20 protein-coding genes are annotated in these 15,273 nt (G+C 33.6%); 8 read left to right on the top strand and 12 right to left on the bottom strand.

All coding sequences use genetic code 11. The annotated features are described in order from the left end of the window. Positions 1-17: 17 nt before the first annotated feature. Positions 18-395, top strand: a complete 378-nt coding sequence (locus tag HRU50_RS11840) for a DUF3127 domain-containing protein (protein ID WP_296351301.1) — start codon at positions 18-20, stop codon at positions 393-395. Positions 396-666: 271 nt separating this feature from the next. Continuing rightward, positions 667-1,290, top strand: a complete 624-nt coding sequence (gene aat / locus HRU50_RS11835; protein ID WP_296351300.1) for a leucyl/phenylalanyl-tRNA--protein transferase — start codon at positions 667-669, stop codon at positions 1,288-1,290. Here aat and HRU50_RS11830 read toward each other — a convergent pair. From HRU50_RS11830 to HRU50_RS11815, 4 genes are read right to left on the bottom strand one after another with little or no spacing between them, the layout of a single operon-like run. After that, entirely contained in the window at positions 1,287-1,970 is a 684-nt protein-coding gene (locus tag HRU50_RS11830) for a DUF2490 domain-containing protein (RefSeq protein ID WP_296351299.1), read from the bottom strand. The two genes, aat and HRU50_RS11830, sit on opposite strands and share 4 nt — an antisense overlap. Next, on the bottom strand, positions 1,957-2,535 hold the full coding sequence (locus HRU50_RS11825) for a hypothetical protein (protein WP_296351298.1): 579 nt from the start codon (positions 2,533-2,535) through the stop codon (positions 1,957-1,959). Before HRU50_RS11825 ends, HRU50_RS11830 begins: the two co-directional genes overlap by 14 nt. Before the next feature lie 11 nt (positions 2,536-2,546). Then, positions 2,547-3,119 (bottom strand): DNA-3-methyladenine glycosylase I, encoded by a 573-nt coding sequence (locus HRU50_RS11820; RefSeq protein WP_296351297.1) that lies wholly within the window; start codon positions 3,117-3,119, stop codon positions 2,547-2,549. Next, positions 3,109-3,369, bottom strand: a complete 261-nt coding sequence (locus HRU50_RS11815) for a hypothetical protein (protein WP_296351296.1) — start codon at positions 3,367-3,369, stop codon at positions 3,109-3,111. Before HRU50_RS11815 ends, HRU50_RS11820 begins: the two co-directional genes overlap by 11 nt. A 103-nt stretch (positions 3,370-3,472) precedes the next feature. On the opposite strand from HRU50_RS11815, the gene HRU50_RS11810 reads away from it, so the two are divergent. Then, entirely contained in the window at positions 3,473-4,090 is a 618-nt protein-coding gene (locus HRU50_RS11810; RefSeq protein ID WP_296351295.1) for a thioredoxin family protein, read from the top strand. Here the strand turns inward: HRU50_RS11810 and HRU50_RS11805 are convergent. From HRU50_RS11805 to HRU50_RS11770, 8 genes are all read right to left on the bottom strand, one after another. Continuing rightward, complete coding sequence (locus HRU50_RS11805; RefSeq protein ID WP_296351294.1) at positions 4,087-4,830, bottom strand: hypothetical protein; 744 nt, start codon at positions 4,828-4,830, stop codon at positions 4,087-4,089. The genes HRU50_RS11810 and HRU50_RS11805 overlap by 4 nt on opposite strands. Positions 4,831-4,919: 89 nt before the next feature. Further along, a complete protein-coding gene (gene truB / locus HRU50_RS11800; RefSeq protein WP_296351293.1) occupies positions 4,920-5,609 on the bottom strand; it encodes a tRNA pseudouridine(55) synthase TruB in 690 nt (229 codons plus the stop codon). Then, positions 5,609-6,400 (bottom strand): undecaprenyl-diphosphate phosphatase, encoded by a 792-nt coding sequence (locus HRU50_RS11795; protein ID WP_296351292.1) that lies wholly within the window; start codon positions 6,398-6,400, stop codon positions 5,609-5,611. Before HRU50_RS11795 ends, truB begins: the two co-directional genes overlap by 1 nt. A gap of 61 nt (positions 6,401-6,461) precedes the next feature. Then, positions 6,462-6,731, bottom strand: coding sequence for a DUF3098 domain-containing protein (locus HRU50_RS11790; protein ID WP_296351291.1), 270 nt, complete (start codon positions 6,729-6,731; stop codon positions 6,462-6,464). Positions 6,732-6,739: 8 nt separating this feature from the next. Beyond that, entirely contained in the window at positions 6,740-7,096 is a 357-nt protein-coding gene (locus HRU50_RS11785; RefSeq protein WP_296351290.1) for a hypothetical protein, read from the bottom strand. Positions 7,097-7,200: 104 nt separating this feature from the next. Further along, complete coding sequence (locus HRU50_RS11780) at positions 7,201-7,356, bottom strand: hypothetical protein (protein ID WP_296351289.1); 156 nt, start codon at positions 7,354-7,356, stop codon at positions 7,201-7,203. Between the two features lie 198 nt (positions 7,357-7,554). After that, on the bottom strand, positions 7,555-8,433 hold the full coding sequence (locus HRU50_RS11775; protein WP_296351288.1) for a permease-like cell division protein FtsX: 879 nt from the start codon (positions 8,431-8,433) through the stop codon (positions 7,555-7,557). Positions 8,434-8,452: 19 nt separating this feature from the next. Next, positions 8,453-9,148 (bottom strand): hypothetical protein, encoded by a 696-nt coding sequence (locus HRU50_RS11770; protein ID WP_296351287.1) that lies wholly within the window; start codon positions 9,146-9,148, stop codon positions 8,453-8,455. A gap of 130 nt (positions 9,149-9,278) precedes the next feature. Here HRU50_RS11770 and leuS point away from each other — a divergent pair, with 130 nt between their 5' ends. The 5 genes from leuS (at position 9,279) to HRU50_RS11745 (ending at position 15,232) form a co-directional block, all read left to right on the top strand. Next, complete coding sequence (gene leuS / locus HRU50_RS11765; protein WP_296351286.1) at positions 9,279-12,092, top strand: leucine--tRNA ligase; 2,814 nt, start codon at positions 9,279-9,281, stop codon at positions 12,090-12,092. Between the two features lies 1 nt (position 12,093). Continuing rightward, entirely contained in the window at positions 12,094-12,627 is a 534-nt protein-coding gene (locus HRU50_RS11760; protein ID WP_296351285.1) for a hypothetical protein, read from the top strand. Between the two features lie 99 nt (positions 12,628-12,726). Further along, complete coding sequence (locus tag HRU50_RS11755; RefSeq protein ID WP_296351284.1) at positions 12,727-13,083, top strand: hypothetical protein; 357 nt, start codon at positions 12,727-12,729, stop codon at positions 13,081-13,083. A gap of 263 nt (positions 13,084-13,346) precedes the next feature. Further along, entirely contained in the window at positions 13,347-14,447 is a 1,101-nt protein-coding gene (gene ald / locus HRU50_RS11750; protein ID WP_296351283.1) for an alanine dehydrogenase, read from the top strand. An 89-nt stretch (positions 14,448-14,536) separates the two neighbouring features. Then, complete coding sequence (locus HRU50_RS11745) at positions 14,537-15,232, top strand: zinc metallopeptidase (protein ID WP_296351282.1); 696 nt, start codon at positions 14,537-14,539, stop codon at positions 15,230-15,232. Positions 15,233-15,273 lie beyond the last annotated feature (41 nt).

Below are 15,273 nucleotides of genomic sequence, written 5' to 3'. Positions count from 1 at the left end.
CAGATTAATAAATAAAAATGGAAGTACAAGGACGTATTAAGGTGATTGGAGAGACCCAAACTTTTGGAAGCAATGGATTCAGAAAAAGAGAGATTGTAGTTACGACAGAAGAACAATATCCGCAACACATTATGGTTGAGTTTATTCAAGATAAAACGGATTTACTTAATAACTACCAAGTAGGGCAACAGGTAAAAATTAATATTAACCTAAGAGGAAGAGAATGGGTAAATCCACAAGGTGAGACAAAATACTTTAATTCTATTCAAGGTTGGAGAATTGAAGCTGTACAGCCAGCTGCAGATAATGGTAATATGCCTCCGGTTCCACCAACTGAAGCTTTTGAGCCAGTTAGTGATTTAAATGAGGATGATCATGATGATTTACCTTTTTAATTGGTATTGAAGTGATAAATTATAAAGGCTTGTTTATTAAAATAGACAAGCCTTTTTTAGTTCAATAAAAAAAAGTCTCGATGGTTAATCGAGACTTAATATTGTGGTTTTAGGTTTTGACTTCTATAAATAAATTTAAAAAAAAGCAATGATGAACAAAAATCTACAAATAAAAGTCAAAAGCAAATATCTGTAAAAATCCAATATTTTCAAAACTAAGTCTATATATTTAACTATAAATCAACAAAAAAAGTAGAAAGAGACCATAGAAGTGCACTTTTTATCAGAGAAAATAGAGTTTCCAGATGTGTCTGAGGCATCAGTAGATGGTCTTTTGGCTGTTGGTGGAGATTTATCCTCTAAAAGGTTGATTCATGCTTATGCTAATGGCATTTTTCCGTGGTTTGAAGATGAAGAGCCCTTACTTTGGTGGTCGCCAGACCCAAGATTTGTCTTGTTTCCCAAAGAATTAAAAGTATCCAAAAGCATGAAACAAGTTCTGCGTAAAGGCGATTTTAAAGTTACTATGAATAAGTCTTTTAGAGAAGTGGTAGAACAATGTGCTATGATGAAGCGCCATGGGCAATCAGGAACTTGGATTACAAAAGATATGATAGATGCCTACGAGAATTTGTTTCACCTAGGTTATGCAAAATCTGTTGAGGTTTGGAAAAACAAAGAATTGGTTGGAGGTTTATATGGTATTGATTTAAATAATGGGGTTTTTTGTGGTGAAAGTATGTTTGCCAAGGTGAGTAATGCCAGTAAAGTTGGTTTTATAACCTTCATAAGAAATTCAAATTATAAGTTAATAGATTGCCAATTACATACAAATCATTTAGAAAGTTTAGGTGCGAGGTCTATTTCTAGGTCAGACTTTTTAAGATTTCTCTAAATTTTTAAAATAGCAGAAGTCAGCACGAAAAGTCGTTCCTCAGTATTTAAATTAAAAGCTTCAAATCTATATTCTAGTCCTAATTGTAGTCTGAGTTGGTGCGGCAGTAACCAACCAATTTGCACGGTAGTTCTTTGGTCAAATTCTGGGCGTATTGATTTACTCATACTTAAAAGCGCTTCAACAGCACCAATAAAGTATGCTTCGTTAACATCTAATTTTTGTCCTTTAAGAGGGAAATCTAAAGCAAATCTATAACGTGTCCTAAAAATTGTAAATTCATTTAAAATACGTTGTTCTATTCTTATACGATGTCCAAATCGTAAACCTTCTCTCTTTTTGGTATAATTAAACTGTTGAGTTACACGCAACTCATTTGAACCACCATCTATTGATTCTCTAAAACGATATTGAAGTCCAAAACTAACCGATTTGTTATAGTCAATACTAAATGTTGAAAAGTGGACAAGATCTATTTGTCTGTTTTCAAAATTAAATGATTCGTCTTGGTATAAATAGTAGCGAGATCTCAGAGCAAAGTTTATCTTGCAATCAGAAGAGATATTAGTGTTTAAAGCAAAGGCGGTTTCTCCTAAACTTTCAAAATCAGATTGTGTAAACACTATGTTTAAACCTAATAAACTCGCTAAAAAAGTGATGATGCTTTTAGTAAAGGACATGCTCGTAAGATTCTGGTTCTAATGTTATGTCTTTTATGAACTCTCCTTTTGAATTATAAGTAAATTCTTTAATCTCGCGCTTTTTGACTTCTCTTACCTCTGCAATAATCTCAAAATTGGGTTGTAGTTCTTTGGTATTGTTGAGAACATATTTTGTAAATTCATTGAAATCAACGTCATTCTGATACAGGTATTGAGCTTGTACTTTAATAAGTTTATACGTTTTATAGTAAGACTTAAAGTGAGTTTTGATATTCGCTCTAATGACTTTCTCTAAGTTTTTGAACTTAATGAGTACTTCAATATCTTCTAAAATTCCATCTTCAGAAAATTCAATACTGTAGTTCTTTTTCTGGTATTTAAATTTTACCTCGTAACTTTTTTTGTCACCATCAGTTTCTTTGTAAAATCTTATACGTTTACAATTAGTAGGAAGTTCGTTTATTAATTCTAATGCTTGATCTGGAAACTGGTCTTTAGGGATGCGTTCCTCCTTTTTATTTTTAGTTTGACTAAAACTGAGTTGAATTATAAAAAGAAGAATTAAGCTTATTTTGAGTTTCATAGGCGAATAAATTAGACTTCGTTATATCTGAAACATGAGACTTCATGGTCATTAACCATTCCTGTAGCCTGCATAAAAGCATAAACTATAGTTGTACCGACAAACTTAAACCCGCGTTTTTTTAAGTCTTTACTTATCTGGTCTGATAAAGGAGTATTTGCTGGTCCTTCTCTGTAATCTTTTAACTTGTTTTTTATTGGTTTGCCATCAACATATGCCCAAATAAATTTTGAGAAGCTACCAAACTCTTGTTGTATCTTAATAAACGCCTGCGCATTTGTCGTAGTTGCTTTTATTTTTAGACGATTTCTAATAATACCTTCGTTTTGGCGTAATTCTTCGAATTTAGATGCATCATATTGGGCGATTTTTGTGTAATTGAAGTTGTCAAAGGCTTTTCGGAAGTTCTCTCGTTTTCTCAAAATAGTAATCCAACTTAATCCTGCCTGAAACGTTTCAAGAACTAAAAACTCAAATAAGGTGTCATCATCATAAACTGGGACTCCCCATTCTTCATCATGATATTTTATATAAAGAGCATCGTTAGATGGCCAACCGCAACGTTTTAACGTATCATTTTTCATAATTTAGAAGTTTAGTCTTTAGTTTAGAAATTTCAATGTCTTTTTCTTTTACAACAAATTTTAGTTCAAAAAGGTAACTCAATAAATAGATTAAAATTCCAAGATACTTAATGGTTTTAAGAAGTTCAGTATTCATAATCTCAGAAGACTCAAACCATCCAAAGTTATCTGCAATAAAGCATAATGCCCATATAAATAGCCCAATTAGTTTAATGATTTTAAGTGTATATATCCAATTAGCACTTTTCATTTTGTAAGTTTTTAAAGAATACTCTACTAAGGTAACATATGTCACATTATTTATTGATAAAGACAAGTAATTTTGTGGTATAGAACTAATAGATTTATATACTATGGAACTGGCAGAACAAACAATGATAAAAGATATTATAGCAACAAGTTTAGATCAATCGATGACTTACGAAGCATATAGAACTTTAGTACAAGAACTTGTAGAAAATCAGTCAACAACAGGGCACGAAAAAACGGAAGCACTTGTTAATTACACAATGCTTAATGATAGACGCATGAAACGTTGGGATAAAACGGTTAAGCTTTCAGATGAATTTAAATCTAAAATTGAATCTTACGATAAGCCTGTAACTTGGTTGGTTATTACAGAAAGTTGGTGTGGTGATGCTGCGCATATTATGCCTGTAATAAATAAAGTTGCTGAACTCAACGATACCATTGATTTAAGAGTTGTGCTAAGAGATGATAATGATGCCTTGATGAATGAATTTTTAACCAATGGAGGAAAGGCTATACCAAAACTAATAATGATTGATAATTCAACCGAAGAAGTAGTGAATACATTTGGACCAAGACCATCTATTGCTGCCAAAATGGTAAATGATTATAAGGCGGAGCATGGTAAACTAACACCTGAGTTTAAGGAAGATTTACAACGTTGGTACAATAAAGATAAGGGACAATCTACGGTTGAAGATTTGGTTGACTTATTAGTTTAATATTTACCACTAAATAAAAATGTAATCGTACCCAATTGATCTGTTTTACTAGATGTGTCAAATTCTACTGATTTTGCATACTCAATAGCGTGATCTATTAAACATTGGTTATTAGAATTTGATGCACCGTTTATAAACGCATCAAATACTTGACCTTTGTGATTCACATGTATACTTACTACTATTTTGCCACCTTTTTCGCAAAGATATCTCGGATTATCAGAATAGGTGAGTGTTCTTCCTTTTAGTGAATAGGTTAAAGTACTTTTAGTTTTGGCATGTGCTTCGGCTTGTTTTTTATTCTCTAAACGTTTGTTTAATTGCTCTTGAAGCTTTTTGTAAGAACCAGTTTCATTAGCGTTTAATGCATAAGTATTGTCACTTCCCAGAGATGATGTGTTAATACTAATGTCTTCTTTAACTTCGGTTTCCGAAGCTTTTGCCTCTTCAAGTTCTTTAGTAGTACGCTCAAAGTCATTAGCACTAATAGATTTAAAATTTCGCATCATTTCTTTGTATTCTTCATCTTCATTAAAAGCTTTGTTAGATGCAGATTTATTTAAATCTTCAATAATTTTTTGTTCTTCTTTGGTAAGTTCTTCTTCTGGCTCAATTAAGTAATAACTCTCGGTAAGAAGTTTTCCTTTGAGTTTTAGTTGAAAACTGAAAAGCGAAAGCACTACAATTCCTGTGAGAAGTAATGTAATAATAGCAGCTTTATGTTTTTCTAAAAACTTCAAAGAGTGGGTTTTATATCCTCTTGTATATACGAAGATACTAACGAAATGGTTTAAAACAGAATATAAATTACAAGTAAGACTTACTTTTTTTATGGAAGTTGACTCATGAAATCTTTAGGTGTTAAGGCATTTTCAACTTTAAAATCACCAATTCTGGTTCGTCTTAATTCAGATAAATGGGCTCCAGAGTTTAAGGCTTTTCCTAAGTCGTGCGCTAGAGAACGAATGTAAGTACCTTTACTACAAACCACTCTAAACTTAAGAGTATTACCTTCTATAGATGTAATTTTAAACTTAGAAATATGAACCGTTCTAGATTTAATTTCAACCTCTTCGCCAGCTCTAGCAAATTCATATAAACGCTTTCCATCCTTTTTTATAGCAGAAAACACTGGTGGAAATTGTTCAATATCACCAATAAACTGAGTTGTAGCTTTATGAATTAGATCTTCAGTAATGTGTTCGGTTGGAAAGGTAGCATCAATCTCAGTTTCTAGATCGTAAGAAGGAGTCGTACTTCCAATTACAAAAGCGCCTGTATATTCTTTTTCTTGACCTTGAAAAGTATTTATCTGCTTGGTCATTTTTCCTGTGCATATGACTAACAAACCTGTCGCTAGTGGATCTAATGTACCAGCATGACCTACTTTTATTTTCTTAATAGAAAAGGCTTGTCTAATAGCCCAACGCAATTTGTTTACTGCTTGAAAAGAGGTCCAATTTAAAGGTTTATCTATCAATAAAACCTGTCCGTTTTTATAATCTTCTTCGGTTTTCATTATAGTAGTGACCAGATTATTGCAATGGCACCAACAATAATACAATAGATAGCAAAATAAGTCAGTTTACTTTGTTTTACTAAGGCAATCATCCATTTGCAAGCAAATAACCCAGCAACAAAAGCTGCTATAAATCCGATACCTAATACAGTGAAATTAGAATTTTCGTATGTGATTTCACCACCAAGTATATCCTTTGCAATTTTGCCAAAAATCAATGGCACAACCATTAGGAAGGAAAAACGTGCAGCTTTGGTTTTATCATTACCTAATAGTACCGATGTTGATATGGTAGCGCCAGAGCGAGAAATACCAGGAAGCATAGCAATTGCTTGAGAAATACCTATAACAAACGCATTGCTAAATGAGACATTTTTATTGGTGTCTTTGGCTTTGTCGGCTAAGAATAGAAGTATGGCTGTTACTATAAGCATGCAGCCTACAAGCATGATATTACCGCCAAAAAGTTGTTCTAACTGTTCTTCAAAAAAGAGCCCTACAATAACTGCTGGTAACATGGATAAAACAATTTTTGCTAAGAATTGCATGTCCTCATTCCACTGAAATTTCAAAATACCTTTTATAATATCAGCGATATCTTTTCTAAAAATCACTATAGTACTTAGTGCAGTTGCAAAGTGTAAAACGACTGTAAATAATAGACTTTCTTTGGGTAATGAGTTGTCGCCTAAAATGGCTTTACCTAATTCTAAATGACCACTAGAAGACACAGGTAAAAACTCTGTTAGTCCTTGTATGATTCCTAAAATGATTGCATCGATGATTTCCATAAAAACAAATATCTTGCATCAAATTACAATTTTCAAAAGGAAATAATTAAGATTTTGAATTTTATTTTTTGGATTTCTTCTCTTTATTTGGGTTAAGAAGTATCGCATATACCTGAATTCCGAAACCAATAAGCACTAAAGTAGGTGCTAATCTAATACGTCTCCAACTGAAAATTGAAGGGTCAAAAACGTTAGGATCATCACTTCCACCGCCCGACATTAAAATAAAGCCAATGACTATAAAAGCTAATCCTATAAGCATAAATTTATAGTTTTTCTTTCCGAAGATGAATTCTGCTTTTGATTGTTCTTTGCGTTTTTTTTCTCCCATGATATGCTTTAGTCAAATTCAGTAAAAATTATCTGATCATCAACACGCATTTGCGAAATGTGTTTGGTAGGACCAAATAATAAATTAGCAATGTGCAAAGTAACAGTTTTATTTAAAACATTTGTCTTAAGAGAATCTAAATTTAAACCTTGCTCAATCCCTCGGTTAATGTAGTAACTTTCATTTTCGCTGCCTTTAAATACGATGTCATAAGATCCACCTTCTTTTATTGCTGTGATTTTTGTACTGACAATTGTGCAATCACTAGGATTTGGATTATAGATGACACAAGACCTAAAGATTAACAGTGGAATAACAATAACAAGTATAGTGATGATTATTGCATTGCGTACAGAAGTATTCATCGGAGGTGGTTTATAAAGCTAACGCAGGGATCGTTGCATTATTATACCAAACCATGAGGTCTCGCATTTGTAAAGTGTTTAATGGAATTAGAAGTAACTCTTAATTACTTCTTGGCTTTTGTGATTTTATTGACGTTTTCAATGGTATTTTGACTTTTTTCAATATCAGAATTCTGAACCATAAAAGATTGAAGCGTCAAAAAAGAAATTAAAATTAATACAAAACTCGCGTCAGCGATAAAGGACAACGTCTTTTTCATTTTATAAGGGTTTATTAAGTAAGGGCTTAATTAGTTAACGTAATAATAACCTTTTTATTACATAGGGAAAATTATGACCGTTGAATTGCGATTTTATAAGTTTAATTGCTAAAAAATTGAATGATCAATAATTTTTACTTACAAAGAGGATGTGCTAAATACTGTTAGAATGATTTAAAGTGTAACCTTTTAAATAGGTTAATAGTACAACTGATCCGTTTTTAAATTCAGAAAACGCTGCGTTGCAATAAATGTGCTAATCCAAGTGATGATAATGCCAATTATAAAAATACCAGCAAAAAGACCTACAATCATCAAGGTATTATTAAGTAATTCTAGCTCTGGGAAGTAAATATTTAGATAATATAGAACTATTGCCATACCTATTAAAGATATTACAGAGCCAATAATTCCAAGTTGCACACTTTTCCAAACAAAAGGTCTACGAATAAAACTTTTTGTAGCACCTACCATCTGCATGGTTTTTATAATAAATCGTTTAGAATATACAGCCAATCGTATTGAGCTGTTAATTAATAGCACTGCAATTAATGTAAATAAAGCACTAATGACAATCACCCAAAAACTAATTTTCTTAACGTTATTGTTCATCAATTCTACAAGGTCATTATCATAACGAATTTCTTCAATAAAGGATTTGTTCGATAAGCCGTCTGTTATTTCATTGAGTTTTTCGTTGGTAACAAAGTCTGCTTTAAGGTAAACATCTATAGAATTTTTAAGCGGGTTATATCCTACAAAATCCATAAAATCTTCACCATTTTTTGCTTTCATAAATTCAGCAGCTTCTTCCTTAGAAACATATGTAGCTTCTTTGGTGTAATCAGACATTGCCAAACTCTTTTTCAACTGATTTACTTCAACTTCCTTAGCAGAATCTTGCAGGTAGATGGTCATTACCACTTGCTCCTTAAAGTGATCCCCTAATTTTTTTGAATTAATCACAAGTAATCCAAGGCAACCTAATAAAAACAATACCAACGCAATACTAATAACCACAGAAACGTAGGATGATACAAGTTTTCGTTTTTGGTATTTGTCAAAAGATGAAGCCATAGGTGATTAGGATTAATAATTAATTAGCAAATCTAGCTATTAATCTGATTAAAGCAATAATTACGATGATAACAGTAACAATGACATATTTATTTGAAGATGACTGGGATTTTTTTAAATAAGAGTCATACTTAATTTGTTGAGCTTCATTCATTTTTACGCTCTTTAGTCTGTCTAAAATACCATTGAACATAGAAAACTCAATTTCACTTGAAGCTTTATATCTTTTCAGTTCATCACAAACCGCAAGACAATTATCTATAATTGCGTTTTTTTCTTCTTGAATTTTCGGATGGTCTTTCTCAAAAATGGCCTTATTCACATATGTGAGCACATTATTGACTAAAGAGCTGCTCACTTTTAAAATAACTTCTAAATCTTTATTGCCATTTATTTTCTTGGCTAATTCTTGAGAGAGCACATTGGTAGCTTGTAGTCTAGGAAGTAAAAATTCAACAATTTTCTCGCTAGTTTCAGCATTACAGAACCAAGTTGAGTTAATGAGTTTTACAACTTTAGATTCTTTCTTTGTACCAGAATGTGTGTTATAAATTTCAAGAAATGCCTCATGGTATTTCGGACTTAACCAATCTATAAATTCACTACTAAAGGTGTCAAATGACGGAAATTTGACAAATGTATTTATATCTTTTTCATTAATAAGTTTTTGTAAGCTTTCGTGATTAGCGAGTGTAGTTTCAAAATTTTCAGACATAAATACCCAGAATTAAAATTCAACGTCACGAATTTAAACAAATTAGCGGTCTAACAGTATTATTGGCTTTAGTTTTTTATTGTGCAGTAATAGCGTAAATTTGCCGCTTTATTAGGAGGAATTAATTACCATGAAATACAACTTCAACGACATAGAAGCTAAGTGGCAAAAATATTGGGCAGAAAACCAAACATTTAAAGCCGAAAACCATTCTGAAAAACCAAAATATTACGTTTTGGACATGTTTCCTTATCCAAGTGGTGCAGGTTTACACGTTGGGCATCCGCTAGGTTATATTGCTTCAGATATTTATGCGCGTTACAAACGTCATAAAGGCTTTAATGTGTTGCACCCACAAGGTTATGATAGTTTTGGTTTACCAGCAGAGCAGTACGCTATTCAAACTGGGCAGCATCCAGCAATCACAACAGAACAGAATATTAAAACCTATCGTCGTCAGTTAGACCAGATTGGGTTTTCGTTCGATTGGTCTCGTGAGGTAAGAACGTCTGACCCTAAATATTACAAATGGACACAATGGATTTTCATTCAACTGTTCAATTCATGGTATAATAATGAAGCCAATAAAGCAGAAGCTATTTCGGAGCTAGTAAAAATCTTTGAAGCAGAAGGAAATGCAAATGTAAATGCAGCATGCGATGATGATGTAGAAATCTTTACTGCTGAAGCTTGGGCAAACTTTTCTGAAGTAGAACAACAAGAAATTCTATTAAAATATAGATTAACATATTTGGCAGAAACCGAAGTTAACTGGTGTCCTGCACTAGGAACAGTTTTAGCTAACGACGAAATCGTAAATGGTGTTTCTGAACGTGGCGGACATCCAGTTGTGCGAAAGAAAATGACCCAATGGAGCATGCGTATTTCGGCATATGCTGAACGTTTGTTACAAGGCTTAGAAACAATTGACTGGACAGATTCTCTTAAAGAAAGCCAACGCAACTGGATTGGCAAATCAGTTGGTGCTTCTGTAGTTTTCAACGTGAAAGATTACAATGCTAAAATTGAAGTCTTCACTACAAGACCCGATACCATTTTTGGTGTAAGTTTTATGACCTTAGCTCCAGAACACGATTTAGTATCTCAAATTACAACTGCTGAACAAAAAGACGCTGTTGAAGCTTACATCGAAGCTACTGCAAAACGAAGCGAGCGCGACCGAATGGCAGATGTTAAGAATATCTCAGGTGTGTTTACTGGCGCATATGCAGAGCATCCGTTTACCAAAGAACCAATTCCTATCTGGATTGGTGATTATGTATTGGCAAGCTATGGTACAGGCGCTGTAATGGCAGTACCATGTGGTGACCAACGCGATTATGATTTTGCAAGGCATTTTGATATTTCGATTCCTAATATTATTGAAGGTGCAGATATTTCTGAAGAAGCTTTTGCAGATAAAGAGAAAACGATAATTGCTAATAGCGATTTCATTAATGGTATGAATTACAAAAAAGCAACAAAGCGTGTCATCTATGAGTTAGAGCAAATAGGTCAAGGTAAAGGGAAAATAAATTATAGATTACGTGATGCTGTATTTAGTCGTCAACGTTATTGGGGAGAACCTTTCCCAGTGTATTACAAAAATGGTATGCCACAAATGATTGCCGATGAGCATTTACCAATTACGTTACCAGAGGTTGAAAAATATCTACCGACCGAAACTGGTGAGCCACCATTAGGTAATGCAACAGTTTGGGCTTGGCATAGTATTGAGAATAGAGTAGTGAGTAATGAGTTGATAGATAACGAAACAGTGTTTCCGTTAGAGTTAAATACCATGCCAGGTTGGGCAGGAAGTTCACAGTACTTTAACCGTTATATGGATCCACATAATGATGAGGCTATTTTCTCTAAAGAAGCTATTGATTATTGGCAGCAGGTAGATTTATATATTGGTGGTAGCGAGCATGCTACAGGTCACTTATTATACTCGCGTTTTTGGCAAAAATTTATGTTTGATAAAGGTTATGTTGGGCACGATGAGTTTGCTAAAAAACTGATTAACCAAGGGATGATATTAGGGACTTCTGCTTTTGTTTACAGAATAGAAGGAGAAAATAAATTCGTATCAAAAGGATTAGTTGGTGACTTGAAGGTACAGACCATTCATGCGGATGTGTCATTTGTAAATTCTTCTGATGAATTAGATGTTGAAGCATTTAAAAATTGGCGTGTTGAATTTAAGGATGCTGAATTCATTCTTGAAGATGGTGTTTATAAAGTAGGACGCGACGTTGAAAAAATGTCTAAATCTAAGTTCAATGTGGTGAATCCAGATAACATTTGTGCGCAATACGGTGCAGACAGTTTACGTTTGTATGAAATGTTCCTTGGACCATTAGAGCAATATAAACCTTGGAATACTGCAGGTATTACAGGTGTACATAGTTTCATTAAAAGACTTTGGAAGTTATTCTACAACGACAATGGTTTAAAGATTACGGACGCAGAGCCGACAAAAGATAACTTAAAGACGCTTCATAAAACCATTAAAAAAGTAGAAGAAGACATTGAAAATTTCTCCTTCAATACTTCGGTATCTACGTTCATGATAGCCGTAAATGAGTTGACTGCTCAAAAGTGTACTTCAAAAGCAATTTTAGAACCACTTTTAATCTTGATTTCGCCTTATGCACCACATATTGCAGAAGAATTATGGAATGCACTAGGAAATGAAGATTCAATTTCCACTGCGTCATTCCCGATATTTGAAGAAAAGCACTTGGTAGAGAGTAGTAAGAATTACCCAATATCATTTAACGGTAAAATGCGTTTCACAATGGAATTGCCATTAGACATGAGTAAAAATGATATTGAAAAAGCAGTATTAGCTAACGAAAAAACACAAGAACAATTACAAGGTCGTACACCTAAAAAAGTGATTGTGGTCCCTGGTAAGATTGTAAATATTGTTGGCTAACATGAAGAAAGTTGTAATTCTAACTTTATTTGCTTTAATCGTTACCTTTCTAAACGCACAAAATGATAGTCTACAATTCCCTGGAGACTTTTATGGTATTTATAAAGGAAAGTTAACTATTGTAAATGCAAATGGAACGCAAGAATTAGATATGGAATTCCATTTGCAACAAACCGATTCTATTGGGAAATATCAATACACTTTGGTCTACATTATGAATGGTAACAGACAAGAACGTTTATACAATCTCATTGAGAAAGATGCTGAAAAAGGCGACTATATTGTTGATGAAAATAACGGTATTTTTCTTGATGCCAAGTTGATTGATAATACCTTATATTCCATGTTCGAAGTGCAAGGCAATATATTAACCACTACAGAGCGTTTTTATAAAGACCATGTGGATTTTGAAATAACCTTTTCTAGTAAAAAAGCACAAAAAGTCTCTGGTACAGAAGGAGAAGATGGAGTGGAAGTCATTTCATATCCGACTACTGTAGTTCAAAAGGCAAGGTTGCAAAAAGTTGTAGATTAGTTACTGTAAATGTCAATTTGAATTTTTTTAAACTGTCAAACTGAGTGTAGTCGAAGTTTAGTTTTTAAGATAGAATAGAACTGAGTAAAATTCTTAATAATGAAGAGGCTAAATAGAACATATAAACTGGTATTGCTTTTCTTCATAGCCTCTATTGTTAGTTATTCTTTGATTTCGCTTTTTGAAGAACCTTTTGATACTGATCAGTGGAGATCAAATTGGTCTGTACGCCATAAAATGGTAGATGATCTGATTGAGTCCAGACTTCTTATTGGTAAGTCAAAGAATGAAGTATTACAATTATTAGGAAACCCCAATAATACATCAAAAGGAAACAAAGACTTTTTTACATACAAATTAGGTAGTCCACCAAGTTTTTTTAATTCAGAACCAGAATATTTAATGGTTGTTTTTGTGAACGGAAAAGTTGACAAAGTCACCTTAGCAATTGACTGAATATTTCATGAAATCTTATCAATAATTCTAACACTAAACTTAGGTTCTTTTATATCGAATTTATCTGGTTTCATTTCATCGGATTTTTACAACATTTGTCTATTGATTTATTATGCTTAAAATCAGAGTATTATTGCATATTTTTCAATAAATAAAACATATTATGTTAATTCAATAATAATGCATCTCTTTTTGAGTCCAAATTTGCACAGCTTACTTTTTTAGTAGAATTTCGACTTTTGAATCCTTATAAACAATTAACCATGAAAATCGGAGTCCCTAAAGAAATCAAGAACAATGAAAATAGAGTTGGTATGACACCAGCAGGAGTTTTCGAACTTATTAAAAACAATCATTCAGTGTATGTTCAAAAAACAGCTGGTTTAGGCAGTGGATTTTCTGATAAGGACTATCAAGATGTAGGTGCAACTATGTTAGATGCCATTGAAGAGGTTTATGCAGCTGCAGATATGATTGTAAAAGTTAAGGAACCGATTGCTGAAGAATATGGTTTAATTAAACCGCATCATGTCGTATTTACATATTTCCACTTTGCTTCGAGTGAACCTTTGACAAAAGCAATGATTAAGAGTGAAGCAGTTTGTATTGCATATGAAACTGTAGAGGATGAAGATGGCTCATTACCATTATTAACACCAATGTCGGAAGTTGCAGGTCGTATGGCAATTCAACAAGGTGCGAAATATTTAGAAAAACCAATTAAAGGTCGTGGGGTGTTACTTGGCGGCGTTCCGGGTGTGCCACCCGGAAAAGTCTTAGTGCTTGGTGCTGGTACTGTTGGTATTCAAGCAGCGAAGATGGCTGCAGGTTTAGGCGCTCATGTGACCATTATGGATATTAACATGAAACAGTTACGTTACGTAAACGATGTAATGCCTAATCACGTTGTTACTGAGTTTTCTAGTGAATTTAATATCAGAAAGCGTATTCAAGATCATGATTTAATTGTTGGTGGAGTATTAATTAAAGGTGCTAAAGCGCCAAAGTTAATTACACAAGATATGCTTAAGGATATGCGTCCAGGAACCGTACTTGTTGATGTTGCAGTAGACCAAGGTGGTTGTATAGAAACGACTAAAGCGACAACTCACGAGGATCCAACTTACATCATTGATGACGTTGTGCATTACTGCGTAGCAAATATGCCAGGTGCTGTGCCATATACATCTACATTGGCTCTTACAAATGTTACTTTACCTTATGTGTTAAGATTAGCAAATCAAGGTTGGGAAGTGGCTTGTGCTAAAGATGCATCTTTAAGAAAAGGTCTTAATATTATAAAAGGTAAGATTGTTTACGAAGAGATCGCCGAGGCTTTCGATTGGTCAGTTGATGCCATGTAATTGTCAATATCTGACATTTTTTCTTAATATTATTTTGGCTTATTTTTTGCTGTTCATTTAGTACATTTACATTACTAAAAAATAAAACTATGTTAGGATATTATGTTTTAATAGGGGCAATTGCACTTGTGAGTTGGATGGTAAGTAGCACGCTTAAAAGAAAGTTTGCAAAGTACTCCAAAATCCATTTAAGAAACGGAATGAGTGGTAGAGAAATTGCCGAAAAAATGTTAGCAGATAATGGGATTTACGATGTTGAGGTCATTTCAACACCAGGTCAATTAACCGACCATTATAATCCAAAAAATAAGACGGTTAACTTAAGCGAAGCCGTTTATAACCAGAGAAATGCCGCTGCCGCTGCCGTTGCTGCGCATGAAGTTGGTCATGCAGTACAGCACGCTCAAGCGTATAGTTACCTTGAAATGAGATCTCAATTGGTGCCAATTGTGAGCGTTACTTCCGGAATGTCCCAATGGGTAGTTATTGGTGGACTTGTACTTGGTGCTGCTGCTGGGGTTGGTATAGGTTATTGGGTAGCCTTAGCTGGTTTAGCAATGATGGGATTCGCAACCTTGTTTAGTTTCATCACTTTACCAGTAGAATACGACGCTAGCAATAGAGCTTTAGCTTGGTTGAAAGCTAAGAATATGGTGACACCTGAAGAGTATAAAGGATCTGAGGATGCCTTAAGATGGGCCGCTAGAACATACTTGGTTGCAGCAATTGGTGCATTAGCCTCATTACTTTATTGGGCATTACAAGTGTTTGGTGGAAGAGATTAATTATCAAAACATATATAATAAAAATGCTCTGAGTACTCAGA

The sequence above is a fragment of the Winogradskyella sp. genome (genome assembly GCF_013213835.1).
In the GTDB taxonomy this organism is placed as follows: Bacteria; Bacteroidota; Bacteroidia; order Flavobacteriales; family Flavobacteriaceae; genus Winogradskyella.
The sequence above is the reverse complement of the archived record's forward strand: the minus strand, read 5'-3'. Positions and strand labels throughout refer to the sequence as shown.